The 18,198-nt window shown below is 67.5% G+C and carries 17 protein-coding genes; 11 read left to right on the forward strand and 6 right to left on the reverse strand.

The features are described from left to right. Positions 1 to 1,442: PKD domain-containing protein (locus tag BEP68_RS10070; protein ID WP_222839346.1), on the forward strand; the 1,442-nt coding region annotated here is incomplete at its 5' end. A gap of 54 nt (positions 1,443 to 1,496) precedes the next feature. On the opposite strand, the gene BEP68_RS10075 is transcribed toward BEP68_RS10070, so the two are convergent. Both BEP68_RS10075 and BEP68_RS10080 read right to left on the reverse strand, forming a co-directional pair. Beyond that, a complete protein-coding gene (locus BEP68_RS10075; RefSeq protein WP_187249897.1) occupies positions 1,497 to 2,504 on the reverse strand; it encodes a glycosyltransferase in 1,008 nt (335 codons plus the stop codon). After that, on the reverse strand, positions 2,501 to 3,769 hold the full coding sequence (locus tag BEP68_RS10080; protein ID WP_187249898.1) for a hypothetical protein: 1,269 nt from the start codon (positions 3,767 to 3,769) through the stop codon (positions 2,501 to 2,503). Before BEP68_RS10080 ends, BEP68_RS10075 begins: the two co-directional genes overlap by 4 nt. Here BEP68_RS10080 and BEP68_RS10085 point away from each other — a divergent pair. Both BEP68_RS10085 and BEP68_RS10090 read left to right on the forward strand, forming a co-directional pair. Beyond that, positions 3,768 to 5,327 (forward strand): lipopolysaccharide biosynthesis protein, encoded by a 1,560-nt coding sequence (locus tag BEP68_RS10085; protein WP_261987820.1) that lies wholly within the window; start codon positions 3,768 to 3,770, stop codon positions 5,325 to 5,327. The two genes, BEP68_RS10080 and BEP68_RS10085, sit on opposite strands and share 2 nt — an antisense overlap. Then, entirely contained in the window at positions 5,324 to 6,319 is a 996-nt protein-coding gene (locus tag BEP68_RS10090; protein WP_187249900.1) for a phosphotransferase, read from the forward strand. Before BEP68_RS10085 ends, BEP68_RS10090 begins: the two co-directional genes overlap by 4 nt. Positions 6,320 to 6,325: 6 nt before the next feature. Here the strand turns inward: BEP68_RS10090 and BEP68_RS10095 are convergent, their stop codons facing one another. After that, a complete protein-coding gene (locus BEP68_RS10095; RefSeq protein ID WP_187249901.1) occupies positions 6,326 to 7,786 on the reverse strand; it encodes a polysaccharide biosynthesis tyrosine autokinase in 1,461 nt (486 codons plus the stop codon). 129 nt (positions 7,787 to 7,915) lie between these two features. Here BEP68_RS10095 and BEP68_RS10100 point away from each other — a divergent pair, with 129 nt between their 5' ends. Then, positions 7,916 to 8,530: a hypothetical protein gene (locus tag BEP68_RS10100; RefSeq protein ID WP_187249902.1), complete on the forward strand. Its 615-nt coding sequence runs from the start codon at positions 7,916 to 7,918 to the stop codon at positions 8,528 to 8,530. 22 nt (positions 8,531 to 8,552) lie between these two features. On the opposite strand, the gene BEP68_RS10105 is transcribed toward BEP68_RS10100, so the two are convergent. From BEP68_RS10105 to BEP68_RS10115, 3 genes are read right to left on the reverse strand one after another with little or no spacing between them, the layout of a single operon-like run. Continuing rightward, positions 8,553 to 9,683: a glycosyltransferase gene (locus BEP68_RS10105; RefSeq protein ID WP_285365322.1), complete on the reverse strand. Its 1,131-nt coding sequence runs from the start codon at positions 9,681 to 9,683 to the stop codon at positions 8,553 to 8,555. 5 nt (positions 9,684 to 9,688) lie between these two features. Then, the gene (locus BEP68_RS10110; RefSeq protein WP_261987821.1) at positions 9,689 to 10,855 is read right to left on the reverse strand and encodes a DUF1972 domain-containing protein; all 1,167 of its coding nucleotides are present in this window, start codon (positions 10,853 to 10,855) and stop codon (positions 9,689 to 9,691) included. Positions 10,856 to 10,859: 4 nt separating this feature from the next. Next, positions 10,860 to 12,392 carry a sugar transferase gene (locus BEP68_RS10115; protein ID WP_053098704.1) on the reverse strand — a complete coding sequence of 511 codons (1,533 nt, stop codon included), beginning with the start codon at positions 12,390 to 12,392 and terminating at the stop codon, positions 10,860 to 10,862. 354 nt (positions 12,393 to 12,746) lie between these two features. On the opposite strand from BEP68_RS10115, the gene BEP68_RS10120 reads away from it, so the two are divergent. From BEP68_RS10120 to BEP68_RS10150, 7 genes are all read left to right on the forward strand, one after another. Beyond that, on the forward strand, positions 12,747 to 13,877 hold the full coding sequence (locus BEP68_RS10120; RefSeq protein ID WP_187250139.1) for a low temperature requirement protein A: 1,131 nt from the start codon (positions 12,747 to 12,749) through the stop codon (positions 13,875 to 13,877). 89 nt (positions 13,878 to 13,966) lie between these two features. After that, positions 13,967 to 14,941, forward strand: a complete 975-nt coding sequence (locus BEP68_RS10125; protein WP_187249903.1) for an intradiol ring-cleavage dioxygenase — start codon at positions 13,967 to 13,969, stop codon at positions 14,939 to 14,941. Between the two features lie 42 nt (positions 14,942 to 14,983). Beyond that, positions 14,984 to 15,226, forward strand: a complete 243-nt coding sequence (locus BEP68_RS10130; RefSeq protein ID WP_187249904.1) for a twin-arginine translocase TatA/TatE family subunit — start codon at positions 14,984 to 14,986, stop codon at positions 15,224 to 15,226. A 3-nt stretch (positions 15,227 to 15,229) separates the two neighbouring features. Further along, a complete protein-coding gene (tatC, locus tag BEP68_RS10135; RefSeq protein ID WP_315985299.1) occupies positions 15,230 to 16,024 on the forward strand; it encodes a twin-arginine translocase subunit TatC in 795 nt (264 codons plus the stop codon). Continuing rightward, complete coding sequence (locus BEP68_RS10140) at positions 16,021 to 16,428, forward strand: twin-arginine translocase TatA/TatE family subunit (RefSeq protein WP_187249905.1); 408 nt, start codon at positions 16,021 to 16,023, stop codon at positions 16,426 to 16,428. The genes tatC and BEP68_RS10140 overlap by 4 nt, the downstream gene beginning before the upstream one ends. Positions 16,429 to 16,586: 158 nt before the next feature. Continuing rightward, positions 16,587 to 16,871 (forward strand): hypothetical protein, encoded by a 285-nt coding sequence (locus BEP68_RS10145; RefSeq protein WP_150115151.1) that lies wholly within the window; start codon positions 16,587 to 16,589, stop codon positions 16,869 to 16,871. 148 nt (positions 16,872 to 17,019) lie between these two features. Further along, positions 17,020 to 18,138 (forward strand): fatty acid desaturase family protein, encoded by a 1,119-nt coding sequence (locus BEP68_RS10150; protein WP_053098710.1) that lies wholly within the window; start codon positions 17,020 to 17,022, stop codon positions 18,136 to 18,138. The last annotated feature ends 60 nt before the right edge of the window (positions 18,139 to 18,198 follow it).

Here is an 18,198-nt window from a genome sequence, read left to right on the forward strand (position 1 = left end):
CGAACTATGCCGTGGACGGTTCGGGTGTGTTCCGGCTGACGGCCGGTGGCGCGCTGCGGACGGCGTATCTGCCCGGTGTCTCGTCGGCAGCGACCGAGGTCACGGTCGATGCGACGTTCGATTCAGTGCCGGTCGGCGGCAGCGTGCAGGCGCAGGCGCTCGCTCGTCGGATCGGTGCGGACGACTACCGGGCTCGGGTCACGGTCACAGCCAGCGGTTCGGTGAGTCTGCAGGTGCTGCGCAGCGGCACGACGCTGGCGACGCAGAACTTGACGGGTCTGACCGTCACGCCGGGAACAGCGTTGACGCTGCGGGTGGAGGCATCGGGGACGAACCCGACGACCGTCCGGGCGAAGGCGTGGAAGTCGGGCACGGCGGAGCCGGCGGCATGGCAGCTGAGCACGACGGACTCGACGGCCGCGCTCCAGGCGCCCGGTCAGGTGGGCCTGGCGGCATACGCGGGATCCGGAGTATCGAACGTGCCGTTCCTGGTGCGGTTCGACAACCTGGTCGCCAAGATCCCCGGCACGGTCGTGCCGCCGCCCAATGCGAACCCGGTGGCGTCGTTCACCTCGTCGGCGAACGCGCTCGCCCTGAGCGTGGACGGATCGGGGTCCACGGACTCCGACGGCACGGTCACCTCCTGGGAGTGGAACTTCGGCGACGGGGCGACGGGCACAGGGGCGACGGCGTCGCACACCTACGCCGCGGCGGGAACATACGCCGTCACGCTGAAGGTGACCGACAACAGTGGGGGCACGCACACCGTCACGAACAACGTCACCGTCACCGCGCCGACACCTCCCGACCCGACTCAGCCGCTCGTGCTCGACGAGTTCAACCGCACAGGTGCCAACGGCTGGGGCGCGGCCGCCGCGGGCGGCGCGTGGTCGTACTCGACCACGTCGCTGTCGGCGTACTCGGTCGACGGCGCGTCGGCGAAGGTCGCCGTGGCAGCGGGTTCGACTCGTGCGGCGTATCTCGCCACCGTGTCCACGGCCGCGGCGGATCTGACCGCGACGACCTCGGTCGCTCAGCTGCCCGTCGCGGGGAGCGTATACAGTTCGTTCATCGCGCGTCGGGTGGGGGCTGAGGATTATCGGGCTCGAGTCGTGATCGCGGCGAACGGTGCGGTGCAGCTGCAGGTGCAGCGCACGGCGACGACGCTGACCGCGGCGAACATCGCGGGGCTCACGCTCGCGGCCGGTGAGGAGCTGCAGGTGCGGGTGCAGGCGTTCGGTGCGAATCCGACCACGATCCGCGCGAAGGTGTGGAAGACGGGCACGACCGAACCCGCCGCCTGGCAGGTGAGCACGACGGATGCGACCGCCGCGCTGCAGGCCGCGGGCCACGTCGGCGTCGCCGCGTACCTCGGCTCGGGCACGACCAACGTGCCCTACACCGTGTCGTTCGGCAGCATCAAGGTCGTCGCGATCCCCTGATCCGGCACCATCGAGTCACCACAGAGACTCACAGCACACAGATCCGCGGGTACCTCATCGGTGCCCGCGGATCTCTGCTGCACGGGTGTATGCCGTGGCGTGCTGGCGGGCCGTCACCGGCCACTCCCGAGCGCTGAGATCGGGGGATCCGTCGGGGATGCCCTGTTGCAGCGCGTCGCGGATGGCCCGCGTGAGCTCGGTGTCGGCATCGAGCAGGTGCACCCAGGATGCGCCGATCTCCTGCTGCAGGTCCCGAGTCACCGCGTTGTCGGGGACGAGGACGGGGCGATCGAGTGACAGCGCGAGGAGTGCGACTCCGGAGTTGTGCAGCTGACGATAGGGGAGTGCGACCAGGGAGGACGCGGAGATGATCTCCACGATCCGCCGGTCGTCCACGAAATCCAGCTCGAGGGTGATGCGATCCGATCCGGACGCGTTCCTCGTGAGCGTGTCCCGCAGCGCCGCGTCAGCGGGCTTCCCCGCCACATGGAGCCGGAAGGCTCCGTGCTCCGTGTCCTCGGCGACGGCTGCGACCAACTCCTCCATGCCCTTGTAGGGACGGATGTGTCCGACCACGCTCACGAGATCGTCGGTCGCCTGCAGGCGCGGGAAAGGTGCGAAATGATCGCGGTAGTGACCGTGAGGGATCAGCACCCGCTCTGCGGACGTTTCGGTGCGCGTGCGCTCATTGAGGATGATCCACAGGGTGGTGAGTCGATTCCATCGCCGCAGGATCGCGCTGTCCACCCTCGAGGTGGACTCGTGCGGTCGCTCATTGTGCGCGGTCCGGACGAGAGCGGTCCTGGTCAGGGCGATGCGACTCTGCAGCGCCGCGGTCAGCGCGCGTCGCGCCCAGCGTTTGGGGCCGCTCGACGCCGAGGTGAAGATCTCGGGCCAGTGGACATGAAGCACGTCGTAGCGACCGAGGATCGCGGTGCGCCACGAGAAGAGCTGGACATCGACCTCCTGTCCCACGGCATCCACCAGCTGCACGATGTAGGGGTTCGTCGTCTCACGGATCGCCGGAGTCGACATCATCACCCGAAGGTGCCTCGCGCTCATCGTCTGAGACTCTTCTCTCGCCACGGTGATTCCTCGAAGCGAAGATGGGGCCCGGCCAAGGCGAGCCCGAGGGCGAGGCCGAAGAAGGGCGCTGAACTGTAGATCGGGTTGAAGAACAGGTTCCAGGCGGTGATGATCACCGCGAACAGCAGAAGCGCGGTGGCGGTTCCCCGGGCGAGCTCGACGGCGACTCTGCGGACCATGACGATCACGGCGATGACGAGGAAGATGAGCACGGGCCAGCCGAAGTACGCCCAGAGATCCCCGGTCATGGAGTGCAGTTCGAACTTCGTGGGTCCGAACATGAAGTTCTCGACGTAGCCGTTGTTCGGGTCGTAGTTGATCACCTGCATCCCGGATTTGGCCACGAGGATGTCCGACGGCGAGGCGATCGTCCCGGCGCCGAACCCGAGTGGGCGACTCAGGAAGAGTGCGGCGGTCGCGGCCAGCTCGGGACGCCCGCCCACGAGGATGGAGCCCGCTCGCTCCTGCTGCTCGACGGAGCGCGCCTGGGCGTCCTCGCCGAGGTAGCCCTCGACGAGGAGACTCGTTCCGATCACGTACACGGTCACGCCGATCGCCGCCGCCCACACGAGGACCTTCGCCGCCGACATCCGCTTGTTCGAGATCCGCGGCATCGCCTGCCACACGAGCAGCAGCAGCACGATGGTGAAGACGCCGAAGAACGCGCGGGAGTCCATCGCAACGGAGACGAGCGCCAGCGCGCCGAGGGCGAGCATGTCGCTCAGACGTCGTCGAGAGCGGAGTGTCAACGAGAGGACGATGACAGCCACCGGGAGTCCGATCGCGAACTTCCAGGGGTTCTCGGCGAAGGTGGACGGGCGCATGACGGCTGCCGCGACCATTCCGAGCCCATAGGTGAAGCCGATGGTCCACAGCGGGACGAAGCGTTGCGCCCAGACAACGATCCCCGCGACCATGGGCACGCTGAGGAACAGCAGGGTCGTCGCGATCAGGGTGCTCTGCGAGGTGTCATGGTCCTGCGCGGCGACGGCCGTCAGCCAGACGCCCGACACAGCGGAGACGGCTGCGGTGATCGCGAGCCAGAGTCCGGCCCGGCTCGCCACGAGCCGGGGCACCCAGAGAGGGAGGAGCACGAGGGCCAGGACCTGACCGACGCTGACGCCGGAGCCGACGAAGATCCGAGCCCCGATGAGGAACAGCGTCAGCAGTGCTAGAGCGGCTTCGGCGTCGGTGAAGAAAGTCCTGTGCAGACGCGAGGTCTGAGGCGCGACCGTCATCATGCGTGACCCCCCTCGTCCGCCTGCGGCTGTAGTATTACCCACATCGAGTCTACGGGCTCATCGGGGCGGAATACTGGGGGTATCGGGAGTGGGCTCTCAGCGCGCGTCTTTAGGGGATGCGGCCGCACGCGGAGCGAGTGTGACACTCGCCGGGCAGCTGTACCGGACGGTTCTCCAGTTCGTCTCGATCTTCGTTCTCGCGCGATTACTGACGCCCGACGACTTCGGTCTGATCGCGATGGTCGCCGCGGTCATCGGCATCTCGGAGCTCTTCCGAGACTTCGGCCTGTCGAGCGCTGCGATCCAGGCCAAGCACGTCTCGATCGGCGAGCGCACGAACCTCTTCTGGGTGAACACGGCCCTCGGCACGGGATGCGCCGTCATCGTCGCCCTCGCCGCCCCTCTGGTCGGTCTGCTGTACTCCAACGACCAGGTCCCGGCGATCGTGGTCGTGATGTCGATCGGCTTCGTGCTGAGCGGCATGGTGACTCAATACCGGGCCGACCTGACCCGCCGGATGCGGTTCCTCGGCCTCTCGATCACCGAGGCCGTCGCACCCACCGTCGGATTCGCCGTCGGCATCATCCTCGCCCTGCAGGGGTTCGGCTACTGGGCGCTCGTCGTGCAGCAGCTGTCGTCGTCCTTGGTGCTTCTCGTGCTCTCGGTCGTCATCGCCCGCTGGCTGCCGGGACTCCCGCAGCGACGCACGTCGATCCGACGGTTCATGAAGTTCGGAGCGGCGCTCTTCCTGACGCAGCTGATCTCGTACGGAACGAAGAACGTCGACAACATCGCGATCGGTGTCGTGTGGGGTGCCGGCCCTCTCGGCTACTACGACCGCGCGTACCAGCTCCTGATGGCCCCGCTCAACCAGATCAACGCGCCGATGACGCGCGTCGCGCTTCCCGTGCTCTCGAGGATCCACGAAGAGAAGGAGCGGTTCGCCGGCTACCTCCTGAAGGCGCAGATCGTCGGGGGATACGCCACCGCGACGCTCTTCGCCCTGGCCGCAGGAATGGCTCCGGCGATCGTCGATGTGCTCTTCGGTCCGCAATGGGCGCCGATGGCGCCGATCTTCGCCGTGCTGGCCATCGGCGGAGTGCTTCGTGCCACCGCGCAGGTCTCCTACTGGATGTTCCTCGCGACGGCGAACACGGGGGCGCAGCTGCGGATGTTCCTCGTCGTGCGTCCGATCATGATCGTGATAATCCTGGCCGGGCTCCCGTGGGGGGCGTTCGGCGTCGCCGTCGGAAGCACGGTGGCGTATGCGCTGCACTGGATCGCATCGCTCGTCTGGGCGTCTCGAGTGACCGGAGTCCCCGCCAGGCCCCTCATCACGAACATCCTTCGCATACTCTTGACGGTCTCCGTGCCGTGCGGGCTCCTTGCCCTCGGGATCAGCGCACTGGGATGGAGCTCGATCGCGACCGTTCTCGTGGCGGTCGGAGCGAGCATCGCCTATCTGCTGCTCCTCACGCTCGTGTCGCCCCGGACGCGTGAAGATCTGCTCACCGTGGTCTCCTTCATCCGCCGCTCGTTCGGCAAGCGGTCGCGATGAACGGGTTCGCGCGGGAGCGTGCGGCGAAGGCGGCGCTGGCCGCTGCCCTGCGCGAGCGCAGCGCCGACGTGGCGCCCGGAGTCTGGCGGATTCTCGACACCCGGTCTGCCGTGCTTCCCGAGCACCGTCAGGGTTGGCGGATCGTGATAGATCATCTGGGACGGGGGAGCGGCGCGAAGCGGGCACTGCTCGACATGCGGCGCCTTCTTGCGGCGCCGCGGCGCGTGCGTCTCGGTGATCCGGAGGCGGGGATGCCGGCGGCACAGATGCCGGTCCGGGTTCTGATGACGAAGGACGGTGGTCTGGTCGGCTTCGACCGCGCAGATTCGACCGTCACGCACCTGCGTCGGACTGCACTCCCTCCCGAGTATCGCGAGCGCCGTCTCGCGCTCGGCGAGGTCTACTCCGCCGTGGAGTGGCATCTCGACGACGATGGCAGGCGGCTGACGGAAGCGCGCGTGCCAGGGCGGCCGGCGCAGCTCTGGGCGCCGGCGGACCGGATCGCTCTCCTTCGCACCCTCCTCGTCATCTCGACATCTCGTCTCACCGCCGACGCGGCCGCACAGCCGCTCCTGACGGAGGCTCGGGCAGCGCTCGAGGGCCTGTCGGGGCAGGCCAGGTGGGAGGAGGCAGGCAGAGCAGCAGATCTCGTGGGAGAGGTTCCGTGGGTGCTCGCGCACGGCGACCTCACGCCGGAGAACGTCCTGGGTCATGGTCCTGAGGACTGGGTCCCGATCGACTTCGAGGACGCGCGTCCCGCGCCGTTCTTCTACGACGCGCTCTCCCTCGCCGTGAGAGACGACGCGATGCGTGCCGCGCTCAGTGGTGGCGAGCTCGAAGAGGAATGGTGTGACCTCCTGAGTGCTGCGGGGGTCGACCCGGCGATCCTCACTCCCGTGATCGCGATGGATATCGTCGCTGTCATCGCCGCCGACCATCACCGCCGCGAACACGGCGGGGACTTCGGCTACACGCTCGCGTCGCTCACCTGAGTCGCATCACCGCGCGGTCTTGGCCGAAGCGTCCTTCTCGGTCTTCTTCTTGGAGGCGGCCTGCTTCTCGGACGAGCGGGTCTCCGGTGCCTTCTTCTCGGTGGCGGGCTCGGCGGCCTCGGCATCCTCGTAGTAGCTTGAGGAGGAGTGCTCCGGCGGAACCGCGTTCAGCACGAAGCCGATGACGCGGGCGCCGGCACCGGTGAGAGTCTCGACGGCTCTGCGCAGCGACTGGCGACGTGTGACCTTGTATCGACCCACCAGGAGGCTCGCGCCCGAGGCGCGGGCGAGCGTGAGCGTGTCGCTCACCGGAAGCACCGGCGCGGAATCGACGACCACGAAGTCGTAGTGCTCGCGCACCTCGCGGAGCAGATCCTGCATAGCCGTGGAGCTCACGATCTCGGTCGGGTTGGGCGGACGCAGTCCACTGGTCAGCACATCGATGTTCCTGGTGCCCCAGTTCTGGATGGAATCCGCGAGGGATGCCTGGTGCGTGAGGGCAGTGGTCAGGCCCACCGATCCGTCGAGTCCGCAGGCTTCTGCGATCCGGGGGCGGCGCAGGTCCGCGTCGATCAGGAGCACCCGGGGGCGGCGCTCGGCGAGCGCGAGCGTGAGGTTCACCGCGGTGGTCGTCTTCCCCTCACCCGCGAACGCCGAGGACACGACGACCATGCGGAGGTCTCCGTCGATGTCCGCGAAGTCGAGGCTGGCGGCAAGGCGACGATACGCCTCGCGCGTCGAGGCGGAGGAGTCCCACTGTCCGCTGATCGACGACCGCTGCGCACGGCGCTTGCCGCTGGGGCGGGGGATACGCCCGAGGAAGGGGATGCCGGCCGAGCGCTCAGCGTCCTCTTCGGAGCGGATGCGGGTGTCGAGCAGCTGCTTGAGGACTGCGTAGATGACGGCGAGGACGAGTCCCAGAGCCGCGCCCGTGACCGCGATCAGGCGAGTGTTGGGCGCGAAGGGGAACTTCGGCACGCTCGGCGGCGTCACCGTCGTCAGAACGATGGACGGCCTTCCCGCGGCGTCCTTGGGCGACAGGTCGCTGGTCACGTTCGCGAGCGAGTCCATGACGGCGGCTGCCGTCTCCTGGGCCTGCTCGGGATCGGTGCTGACGACGGTCAGGGTGACGATGACGGTGTTCAGCTCGACCTCCGCCGACACCGACTCGGCCAGGCCCTCGACCGTCTTGTCGAGCTCGAGGTCTTCGATGACCGGTTCGAGCACCGCGGGTGTCGTCGCCAGGTTGGCGTAGGACTGCATGAGGCTCTGGGTGTACTGCGATCCCTGCACGAGTTCGCTCACGGTGTCGCCGCGCTGCGAGGAGACGTACGCGCTGGTCGTCGCCTCGTACTGGTCGGGCTGGACGGTCGCGTATGCGAACCCTGCGACCCCGCCGATGACCGTCGCAGCGACGAGCAGATACCACCGGTCCCGCAGAGCCGTGAGGTAATCCTTCAGATCCATGTTCTTCCCCCGTACCAAGTCCAGCTGCCTGCGATCCGTGTCGATTCGCCCCCCACAGGATTCACTCGCACAGAGCAGGCACGCAGGTGCGCTGTATAGCCTAGGGGCACCGGCATGTGAGGAGAATGAATGCGGCCCGAATCGGTGCTCGCCGTCTGCGCGGCGAACGTATGCCGATCGCCGGTGATCTCGTTCCTCATGGCTCGGGAGTTCTCGACGTTCGGCGCACCCGAGGGATCGGTGTTCGCCTCCGCGGGCGCCAGCGCGCGTGGCGGAGTGGCCGTCTGCCACACGATGCGTTCGAGGTTGACCGAACGAGCGGGCTGGTCGGACTTCGCCGAGGGATACCGCTCGGTGCGACTCGCACCGGACCACATCGATTCGGCCGAGCTCATCCTCACCGCGACCGCGGCCGAGCGCGGCGCGGTGGCGCTCCTCCGGCCGTCGGCGCGGACGCGCACGTTCACACTGCTCGAGGCTGTCGCCCTCGCAGAGCATGCGATCGCGGCGCCGGTTCCCGCGATGGACTTCGATCTCTCGACGCTCGCCGAACTGATGAATGCGCAGCGCGGGCTCGTCGAGCCCCCGAGACCGCCGCGCTGGCGTCGGCCCGGGCCTGAGGAGGTCTTCGACATCCCCGATGCGCACACGAGCCGGGCGCGCCACGAGCGCGTCCTCCGGACTGTCGAGATGGCGTCCACGCGTCTGGGGGCGGCCGTCAGAGCGCTCATGACAGCGCCCTGACAGCGGGCGAGAGCGGAGCGGTTCACGTGGGGTCGACCACGTGTCCGGTCACTGTCGCCCGATACTGCTCCGGGGCGTGACGATCGAGAGCGATGCGACGCGATTCGTCGACACCCTCGCGCACCGTCGGCCACTGCTCGATGATCCGGGCGAACGAAGCGGCGAGCGCCGAAGGATCGTCAGCGGGCACCAGCGTCGACGTGGGATAGCCCCCGGCGGCCTCGCGCAGACCGCTGCTGTCACTCGCCACCACCGGGCGGCGGGCGAGGATCCCCTCGACCGCCGTGTTGCCGAAAGGCTCGTCCACGCGCGAGGGCACGGCGAGCGCATCGGCGTCCTCGAGGAACGGCCAGATGCTCTGATGGAAACCGGCGAAGACCACCTCGACGCCCGATTCGGCGGCGCGATGTCGCAGCTCCTCTTCGAACCACTCATACCCGGCGAAGACGGCGCCGAGGAGCGTGACCCGCACGTCGTGCCCCGAGCGCGCCAGTTCGGCCGCGGCGTCGATGACGACATCCGGCCCCTTGCGGGGGGAGAGGCGACCGATGAACAGGACTCTGAACGGACCGTCGATGTCGCGCCGGGGCGCGGCCGGGAGCTCGGGTGATGCCACGCCGTTGTACACCACCACGCTTCTGCGGGCGAGGAGCGGAAGGGCGTGCGCGATCGTGTCGAGACTGAATCGGCTGTTCACCAGCGTGCGGTGGGCAGCGAGATGCGGCAGGTACAGCACGGTGTTCACGAAGCGGTTCCCGGAAGCCTCGGCCTCATGCACGTGGCTCACGGCTCGGAGCCGGCGGAGGCGCGCCACCAGGGGCCACTGCGGGATGATGATCGTCGACACGTAGACGACGTCCGGGCGCACTCTGCTGATCAGTCGCCAGGAAGCGCGGAGCCCCCGGAACATGTCGCGGAAGAGCGTGGGCAGGCCTCGGGGCGTGAGCAGGACCTTTCGCAACACGAGCATCGGGATGATGACGACCTCGGCGCCGGCCCTGCGTAGTTCGACATCCAGCATTCCGCGGGCCGGGAGTGCGACGACGACGCGTGCGCCGCTCTCGACGAAGCCGATGACGCTCTCGAGAAGCATCCGGTCTGAGCCGAACATCTCGGCGCCGGGATGCGCGACGAGAACGGTCCGAGAAGACACGCCGCTCACCAGTCCTCCGCCCGTCGTCTCGCGCGGCGAGCGATGCGGTGCACGCTGTGACCGGTAGAGAGCCGTCGGGCGAGGTCTTCGTAAGCGTCTGCGACGTCGTCCCAGCGGAACACCTCCTGCGCTCGCCTCTGCGCGCGCAGGCCGCTCTCTCGCGCTGCGGAGATGTCCGCCTCGGCGCGCTCGAAGGCCACTGCTGCGTCGTCGGGCGTCGCGAAGAACCACCCGTCGTCATGAAGGACCTCGCGGTTGAACGGCACGTCGAAGGCGATCGTCGCCGTGCCTGCGCCCATGGCCCGCAGGAGTGAAGGATTCGTGCCGCCGACCGAATGACCGTGGTCGTACGTGAGGGCATGGAAGTACAGGGCGTCGAGGAGTTCCTGGTCGTACACGCCGCCGACCAGACGGATGCGGTCGTCGCCGTGAGCTGCCTGCTGGATCTGCTCGGTGTACTCGTTGCTGTACGGGGCTGATCCGACGACGACGAGCGGGAGGGTCGCGTTGCTCCGGCGGAATCCCTCGACGATCTCGAGCACGTGGTTCTCGGGTTCGAAGCGTGCGACGACCAGGTGGTATCCGCCGGCGCGGAGGTCGAGCTCGTCGAGGCGGGCATCGGCTACCGAGTCGAGGATGGGAGCGCCGTAGCGGATCATCTCGGTCGGCACGTCGAACTGATGCGTGTAGTAGTCGGCGATCCCCGGGGCGTCCGCGATCAGCGCGTCGCTCGTGCGCACGCCGAACTGCTCCGCCCATCGGTAGTACGCCTTGCCGCGCGGGCCCCACTTGGATCGACGCCACTCGAGGCCGTCCATGTGGAGGGCGGTGGGTACGCGCCGCAGGCGGAACAGGGGGACGAACGGTGAGTTGGCGGCATTGAACACGAACGCCGCGTCAGGACGCCTCCGGAAGATCAAGTGGAGCGCTGAGAAACCGGTGTGGCTCAGAGTCTCGACCTGCTTCACCGGGATGGCGGGAAGGTGGACCACGCGCATTCCGAGGTGCTTCTTGTCGCGGCTCTGCGAACCCCGGGTATACACGACGACGTCGTGACCTCGGTCTGCGAGCCGTCGACCGACCTCTTCGACAGCCGTCTCGAATCCGCCGTAGGCCGCGGGCACCCCCCGTGTCCCCACCATCGCAATGGTGAGGGCATTCCCCTTGATCATGTACTCAGTATGCTCCGCTGGGCTGGACCATGACCTTGGCGGTGCGCCACATGATCTGCAGGTCGTTCATGACCGACCAGTTCTCGACGTAGCGCAGGTCGAGGCGAACGCTCTCGTCCCACGAGAGATCGCTGCGCCCGGAGACCTGCCACAGGCCCGTGATGCCCGGCTTGATGTAGAGCCGACGGAACACGGTGCCGTCGTAGGCGGTGACCTCGGTGGGCAGCGGCGGGCGCGGACCCACGACGCTCATGTCGCCGATGAGGACGTTCCAGAACTGCGGCAGCTCGTCGAGAGACAGCTTGCGCAGGATCCTGCCCACCCGCGTGACGCGGGGGTCGTCCTTCATCTTGAACAGCAGGCCCGCTCCCTGGTTCTGCTCCTTGAGCGTCGCGAGCTGCTGCTCGGCGTCGGTCTTCATCGAGCGGAACTTCATGATCTTGAAGGTGCGACCGTCGCGACCGACGCGCTCCTGCGAGAAGAACAGCGGTCCGGGCGAGTCCAGCTTGACGAGGAGCGCGAGGATCGGCGTGATGAGTGCGATCGGGATGAGAGCAACGGACGCGACGGCGATGTCGAGTGCGCGCTTCAGCACGTGCTGACCGCCCTCGTACGAGGGGATCTGCACCTGGATCAGCGGAAGACCTTCGACAGGGGCGAAGGAGATGCGCGGGCCCGCGACATCCGTGAGGCGGCTCGAGAGCACGAGCTCTGCGGCGGTGCCCTCGAGCTGCCAGCTGAGGTGCTTCACGAAGTCGGGCTCGCCGTCTGGGCGGCTTGCGACGATGATCGTGTCGGCGCCCAGTTCGGCAGCCACGGTGGAGACGGAGTTGACGTTGCCGAGCACCGGGAACTGCTCGCCGCGTGCTTCGACATCTCGCGCGTTGCCGTCGAGCAGCGTCGCGCCCACCACCTGGTACCCGGAGGCGCCGATCGGGTGCAGGGTGCGGATGACGTACTCGACGTCGTCGCGGTTGCCGACGACGAGCGTGCGCGAGGCGAAACGACCTCGCGCACGCTGCGCCGTCAGCCAGTGCCGCCACGCCCAGCGCGTGACGAGCAGCGTGAGGACACCGAGCGGCAGGCCGACCAGCAGCACGAGCTGCATCGTCTGCCAGCCGAGCACGACGCTGAGCATGGCGATGATCCCGAACGCCAATCCACTCGCGTGTGCCACACCGCGGTACTCGGTGGCGCTGGCGCGGAACAGCGCTGCGTCACGGGTGTGCAGCGCGCCGAGCATCAGATACCAGAGCGTGGCCAGCAGAATGCCGTTGCGCAGGGCCTCTTCCCCTGCGACACCGGTCATCATCTGGACCGCTGCTGTGATTCCGACCGCGAACAGGATGACCCCAGCATCCGTGATCCGCAGTCGCATCCGATAACGCCGCTCCCACTGGCGACGTCGCTCCAGCGTTGCGGACACGCGCGGTGTGACCACCGTGCGCGTGACCGACTTCGCGGCTCGCGGAGCAGAGACCGGCGTGAAGACCGAACCCGCGCGAGTGATGCTCAGAGCATCCTCGACGGAAGTCATGCCGAGGCCCCTTGAGCCTTGAATGTACGCAGAATTCCCCAGTGCGCCATAGTTATCCCCAGATATTCCCCAGACCACGGACCCCACGTCCATGGCATCGTCTGCGTTCCCGACCCCTCGGGTCCTGCTGCATCCGTGATCCCACATCACGGGTTGCGGTCACCGTCCCACACGGTGGTGCTGGCAGCAGGCACTGCAGACTTCGTTCACTCTAGCGGAACCAAACGTTCAGGGGAAGATAATTCACGGGAGTGGATCAACCTGTATTCCGGTACATCTGCTTAGTCGGAGAATGGCCCCCGATATTCTGACCGCGTGACCACCACTTCAGCGCCTCGATTCCGTCTCAGCCGCATGCTGCCGAGGGATCCGGCTCAGCTTCATCGCACGGCCAGCACGCTCGAGCTGTTCTTCGATCTCGTCTTCGTCGTCGCGGTGAGCATCGCCTCGGCCCAACTGCACCACGCGCTGAGCCACGGCGACTTCGTGCACGGAATCACCTCCTACGCGATGGTGTTCTTCGCCGTGTGGTGGGCGTGGATGAACTTCACCTGGTTCGCCACCTCCTTCGACACAGACGACTGGTTGTATCGCGTCACCACCATCATCCAGATGGGCGGGGTGCTCGTGCTCGCTGCCGGCATCCCTGCGGCGTTCGAGGAGGGGGACTTCACCGTCCCGGTGATCGGCTACATCGTCATGCGTGTGGCCATGATCGCGCAGTGGCTGCGGGCGTCCCGCGGTGCGGGAGATCTCAAGGGCGCCGCGCGTCGCTACGCCATCGGGATCGCCGGCGTGCAGGTGCTCTGGGTGCTGTTCCTGCTCATCCCGTCGGGCCCCCTCCAGCTCGTGGCCTTCGTGGTCTTCGCTCTCGTCGAGGTCAGCGTGCCCGTGTTCGCCGAGCACCGCAGACAGACGCCCTGGCATCCCCATCACATCACCGAGCGCTACGGGCTGTTCACCCTGATCGTGCTCGGCGAGAGCCTCCTCGCCTCCGCCAATGCGATCATCGACGCGAAGAACGAACTCGACTCCTTCGTCCCTCTCATCTCGATCTCCGTGCTGACCCTGGTCGTGACCGCGTCTCTCTGGTGGATCTACTTCTGGGCGCCGCACCACAGGGCGATCACGACGTTCGGCCGCTCGCTCCGCTACGGGTACACGCACTATCTCGTCTTCGCCGCGGCCGCCGCCTTCTCGGCGGGCATCGAGGTCGAACTCGACGTCCTGATAGGGGAGAGCCATCTCTCCACCATCCAGGCGTCGTTCACCGTGACCATCCCGATCGCGATCTTCCTGCTCGGCGTCTGGTGGGTCGCGATCCGCGAGAACGCCGACAGGGTGGTGAACACCGTCGTGCCGGTCGGTGCGGCTGTCGTCCTCCTCGACGCCCTGCTGCCTATCCCCGTGGCGGTCAGCGCCCTCGTGCTCGTGGTGATCGTGGTCGTCCTCGTCCTCCATCCGCCGGTGCGTCGAGAGCCATAGATTCTGCATAGACGCGGCATAGCTCGCTGATCGGCTCCTCCGTGACCATGGGTACATCGACACCCATCCACATCGAGAGGAGCACGATCATGAGCCGCATTCCCGAACCCGTACAGACCCCTGAGGGCCCGACCTACGAGGGGCGGCTGCTCGACCGTGCCGATGAGGAGGTCGTGGATCAGGGCGCCGCCTTCGACATCCGCACCCTGGTGACGCGCCGCGGCATTCTCGGACTCGCCGGACTCGGGGTGGGCGCGATGGTGCTCGCCGCGTGCGCCCCGTCGGGCAGCGGCAGCACGAGCGAGTCGACATCGACGAGCGATACGGGGACGACGTCCGGGTCGTCGACCACGACAGCGGCCGGCGAGATACCCGACGAGACCGCAGGTCCCTACCCCGGAGACGGATCGAACGGACCGGACGTCCTCGAGGATTCGGGCATCGTGCGACAGGACATCACGACGTCGATCGACGGGTCGGCGACAGCCGACGGCATCCCGCTGACCTTCGAGTTCCAGGTGGTCGACCTCGCGAACGGCAGCGTCCCCTTCGAGGGCGTCGCGGTGTACGCATGGCACTGCACGGCTGAGGGGGAGTACTCGATGTACTCGTCGGGGCTCGAGGACGTCACCTACCTCCGTGGAGTGCAGGTGGCGGATGCCGAGGGGAAGGTCTCGTTCACGTCGATCTTCCCCGGCTGCTACTCGGGCCGCTGGCCGCACATCCACTTCGAGGTCTACCCCGACCTCGCCTCGATCACCGACTCGGCCAACGCCATCGCCACGTCCCAGCTGGCACTGCCCGAAGATGTCTGCGCCACCGTCTACGCCGATTCCCGCTACCCGGGCTCGACGCAGAACCTGTCGCAGACGAGCCTCTCCGGCGACAACGTCTTCGGCGACGACTCCGGGGCCCTTCAGCTGGCCACTGTCACCGGCGGCGGCAGCGGATACACCGCGACGCTCGTGGTCGGCGTCGACACGGCCACGACGCCCGGCGCAGGCTCCGCGCCGTCGGGCGGCGCGGGCGGCCCCGGTGGTGGCGGCGAGCCGCCGTCCGACTGAACCCGAACCCCGACAACCCCTCCACGCGAAAGAACAGAGACCATGCTCCAGAACCTCACAGGGTGGCACGCCCTGATCATCCTCGCGATCGTCGTCCTCGTCTTCGGCGCCGCGAAGCTCCCCGCCCTCGCCAAGAGCGTCGGCCAGTCGATGCGCATCCTCAGATCGGAGGTCGCCGAGCCTTCGAACGAGGCACGGGTCGAGCCGACGCCGAGGGGCCGGGACCGTGTCGACGCTCGGGAGTCCGCAGACCTCCCGCAGCCCGCCCTGCGGCCCGCGGAGTAAACCGTGTCCTCGCTCGCCGCTGATGCCGTCGAGGCGAGCACCGCGCCCGCCCTGGCCCGGATGCCGCTGTCCTCGCACCTGCGGGAGGCGCGCACGCGCTCGTTCCGTGCGACGGCGGCGCTCCTGACCGGGGTGGTCGCCGGGTATCTCCTCTCGGACCAGATCCTCGAGGTCGTGCGAGCACCGATCAGTGCGCTCGCCGAATCGCGCGATGCGAGCCTCAACTACGACAGCATCACCGGGGCTTTCGACCTTCGGCTCAAGATCGCGCTCTTCGCCGGTGTCGCGCTGTCGAGTCCCGTCTGGATGCACGAGCTGCTCGCGTTCCTCGCTCCGGGTCTGACCACCAGAGAGAAGAGGTACACGTTCGGCTTCCTGGCGGCATCCGTTCCCCTGTTCATCGGCGGATGCCTGATGGGCTTCCTTCTCTTCCCCCACATGGTCGAGCTGCTCGCGAGCTTCGCCTCGACCGAGGACAGCACGCTGCTGCAGGCGTCGTACTACGTCGACTTCATCCTCAAGATCGTGCTCGCGACCGGGGTCGCCTTCGTGCTCCCGGTGTTCGTCGTGATGCTCAACCTGCTCGGTGTCGTGTCGGCGGCGGCGATCGCGCGGAGCTGGCGTCTCGTCGTCGTCGCGATCGTCCTCTTCAGTGCGGTCGTGACCCCCGCGGCCGACGTGCTGTCGATGTTCCTGATCGCGATCCCCATGACCCTGCTGTTCCTGATCGCCCTGCTGCTCGCATGGCTGCATGACCGCAGGGTCGGGGAGTCGGCCGTCGGCACGACGGAGGCATGACGATGTTCGGACTCACGATCGAGAAGCTGTTCCTCGTCGCACTGATCGCAGCCGTGATCATCGGTCCTCGGCGACTGCCGGAGTATGCGGGCCGTCTCGGCGCCCTCGTCCGCCGGGTGACGCTCACCGTCGGCGAGGCGGCGCGGCGAGCCGAGCAGGAGGCCGGAGTGGCGAGCATCCGCCAGGAATGGACCGCCGTGGATCCTCGGCGGTACGACCCGAGGCAGATCATCCGCGAGGCGTGGGATGCGGGGGAGGAGTCGGACGGCTCGAAAGCCGCTGAGGCCCCGCAGCCGGAGCCCGAGGGGCGCTGGATCGTGGCTGGATCGTCCGGTCATCCACGGCGCGTGTGGAAGCCCGCTGAGGCGGAGGCCCGCGTGCGCGGCGCCGACCTGCTAGACTGATGGAGCAACGTGAGTTCTGGCCGCCCTCTAGGCCACCACGGAGCCACTGATCAGGGCCATTACGGACCAAGCGCATCGATGCGCGCGGCATCCGCCTTCGATCTCACATCTTGCGGGTCGCGACAACGCGTGCCCGTCACACAGCAATGAGTATCACCATGAGCACGACCACTTTTCCTCCTTCCGATCCGTTGACCTGGAAACAGGCCGACACAGATGTGCACGTCGCGACCCGCGGCGGCGAGTTCGCCGGGTTCGTCGAATTCGACGGCACCGCGCATGTCGCCCGCGACCAGCGCGGTGACGACCTCGGCTCGTTCGAGTCGCTGGATGCCGCCCGTGACGCCCTCGAGAGCGCGAATGCGCCGAGATCTCGCCCGCGCAGCCTCACCTCTCCCTTTCGCCGCGCCCTCCGCAGCCGACCGCGTCGCGCACGCGCCTGACCGTTCCATGCGGGGGAACTGTGAATCGTCAAGGGATGCTGATGTATTCCCCAAATCGCATGAGGGCAGGGTTAGCCTGAGTTAAGCGTTCGGCGATCTGCCTTGGGCTTCACATCAGCTCAAGGGCTCCGATCGACGGGAGAGCGACATCTCCATTTCACAGGTCGAAAAGACCGACGCAGTTCTCGGACCGGTACGTCAGACGTATTCGGGCAATGCGGACATTCCTCCGATGACCCACGCGTACAAGCAGGTCTCGCAGGTCATCCGCGAAACCGGCCTCCTCCAGCGCGCCGGATGGTTCTACATCTTCGTGGCCGCCGGCATCGCCGTGGCTCTGGGCGGAGTCATCACCGGCTTCATCCTTCTCGGCGACAGCTGGCTCCAGCTCCTGATGGCCGGGGCTCTCGGCATCATCCTCACGCAGGTGGCGTTCCTCGCCCATGAGGCCGCGCATCGTCAGATCCTCTCCACGGGCCCGGCGAACTTCCGCCTCGCCCGCATCCTCGCCGCCGGCGTGGTGGGAATCAGCTATTCCTGGTGGGACTCCAAGCACACCAAGCACCACGGCAACCCGAACCAGGTCGGCAAGGACCCCGACATCGAGGTCGACACGATCTCGTTCCTCGAGACCGACGCCGCGCAGTCCCGCGGTATCGTCCGTCTGATCACGCGCAAGCAGGGGTGGCTGTTCTTCCCGCTGCTGACGCTCGAGGGCCTGAACCTCCACTACCTGGGCGTGAAGCACCTGGTGACCAGCAAGAAGGCCAAGGGCCGCTGGATCGAGCTGGGCCTCATCGCCCTCCGGTTCGCGATCGTCCTCGTGCCTGTGTTCCTGATGCTGCCGCTCGGCATGGCATTCGCCTTCATGGGTGTGCAGCTCGCCGTCTTCGGCGTCTACATGGGCGCGTCCTTCGCGCCGAACCACAAGGGCATGCCGATCATCGATCCCAACGCCCGTCTCGACTTCTTCTCGAAGCAGGTGCGCACCTCTCGCAACATCCGTGGCGGATGGTGGGCCACCTGGCTCATGGGCGGACTCAACTACCAGGTCGAGCACCACCTGTTCCCGAACATGCCCCGCCCGCACCTCTCGAAGGCTCGCGAGGTCGTGCGCGACTACTGCGCCGCCAACAACGTGCCCTACACCGAGACCAGCCTCGGCCGGTCGTACGCGATCGTGATCGAGTACCTCAACCGCGTCGGTCTCGCCGCGGGTGCTGATCCGTTCGACTGCCCCGCAGCGGCCCAGTTCGTCCGGGCGTAAACACTCTCGCGGCATCGCAGCCGACCCGCACATCGAACGGCCCCATCCTTCGGGATGGGG

This window comes from Microbacterium sp. 4-7, from assembly GCF_014332665.1.
Lineage (GTDB): Bacteria > Actinomycetota > Actinomycetes > Actinomycetales > Microbacteriaceae > Microbacterium.